The organism is Halocatena pleomorpha, from assembly GCF_003862495.1.
Taxonomy (GTDB): domain Archaea; phylum Halobacteriota; class Halobacteria; order Halobacteriales; family Haloarculaceae; genus Halocatena; species Halocatena pleomorpha.
Window position 1 is genome coordinate 1 of the sequence record NZ_RRCH01000060.1, and the last position, 1,000, is coordinate 1,000.

Genomic DNA, 1,000 nt, shown 5'->3' on the forward strand with positions numbered 1-1,000 from the left:
ACCATCTGCACGTAGGTGAGATAGCCGCCGTAGGAGGCACCATACACGGCGATTCGATCACCATCGACCAAGTCCTGTCGCCGGAGCCACTGGCCGCCAGCCGCGACATCCATCGCATCGTGCCCACCCAGATCACCGTATTGTAACTGCTTGAACGCGCGCCCGCGCCCGGACGATCCACGGTAGTTCGGGCGCAACACCGTGAAGCCACGATCAACCAACAACTGGCTCGGCCAGTGGTAGTCTTCGCTTGCTCGACCGTGTCGTCCGCCGTGGACCAGCACGATTGCCGGGGAGGGCTGTTTGCTTGTTCGGTAGAGCAGCGCGCCGATCGAGCGCCCGTCGGTTGACTCGTAGGTGATGTATTCGGGGTCGACCAACCGCGACGGCTCAACTGCTCCGTCGCTCGTCCGGAGCAGCGTCGTTGTCGTGTCCGTCTGCAGGTCGTAGGAGAGCACCTCCGTCGGGATGGTCGGTGTACTGCGCGGAATCAGCACGTGGTGGGCGTCGATGACCAACTCGTCGGTGGCAGTAGGCGCGTAGCTACACGAGCCACCGACGGCGAGCTCGTGAGCCTGCCCGGTCTGGCAGTCGTACACGATCGGGGTCGTCGTGATGTGTGCTTTCCGGATTGCGAGAAATCGTTCACCATCGGGAAGCCAGACGACCGGCTTTTCCTGAATGTCTCCAGTTCCGAACCACGTGAGCGTCTCTGTTTGGATATCATAGACGCCACAGCGGGTGGTCGTGGCCGTATCATAGACGAGCAATTGCCGGTCCGCTGGGTGCCAATCCTTGACGAATGTCCGGCTCTCCTCACTACCGATCGCCAGGGTCCGAGCGTCTGTTCCATCAGCGCGGGCGATGTACACCCGGCTCCGTTCTAGGAGGCTGCCATCACCTTTCGTGGCCGCCGCGTAGGTGAACCACTCACCATCGGAGCTGTATCTGTTGCCCCGGGCCATCACGAACTGATCATCGGGTGTGAGCTGGTGATGGG

The 1,000-nt window shown here is 61.9% G+C and carries 1 protein-coding gene; it reads right to left on the reverse strand.

Annotated elements, in window-relative coordinates:
* A partial coding sequence (locus tag EIK79_RS17725) for an alpha/beta hydrolase family protein (RefSeq protein ID WP_148094166.1) occupies positions 1-1,000 on the reverse strand: 1,000 nt, incomplete at both ends.